Origin of the sequence: Sulfurovum xiamenensis (genome assembly GCF_030347995.1) — a bacterium.
In the GTDB taxonomy this organism is placed as follows: domain Bacteria; phylum Campylobacterota; class Campylobacteria; order Campylobacterales; family Sulfurovaceae; genus Sulfurovum; species Sulfurovum xiamenensis.
Window position 1 is genome coordinate 1 of sequence record NZ_JAQIBC010000030.1, and the last position, 434, is coordinate 434.

A 434-nucleotide genomic window follows, 5' to 3' on the forward strand; every position below is an offset into this window, starting at 1 on the left:
AGGACAAACTTCATAGCATCGGCACTGGTAGTACCTACAGCATTTGCATCACGAAGAAGCGTAACACTACTGCTATTCCCTGCCTGGAAGGTATAGACACCTAATGAAACCCATGCGCCAGAACCCTGGTTCTGATCGATCGATACAGCTGTGGTACCATCGGCATAATTGATCGTATAGTCCGCATCCGTATCACGATCATATTGGGCCGATCCGGTATACCAGACAAATACTTCATAGGTACCTGCTGTTGAGAGTGCAGGTGTCCAGGTAGCAGTACTGCCAACCGTAGCACTGTACAGAGAGCTTGCAGCATATTCATCAGGAGCTCCTGACTCCGACCAGCTACCTGTTCTGCTGAAGCCTGTATCACGGTTGTCCACGATCGTTTCACTGATAGGCACAACACTATCGGTTACCGTAAGCGTCATACT

The 434-nt window shown here is 49.1% G+C and carries 1 protein-coding gene; it reads right to left on the reverse strand.

All coding sequences use genetic code 11. From position 1 onward, the window contains the following. Positions 1 to 434, reverse strand: a 434-nt coding sequence (locus PF327_RS11420) for a golvesin C-terminal-like domain-containing protein (RefSeq protein ID WP_289402678.1), incomplete at both ends; no start/stop codon positions are given.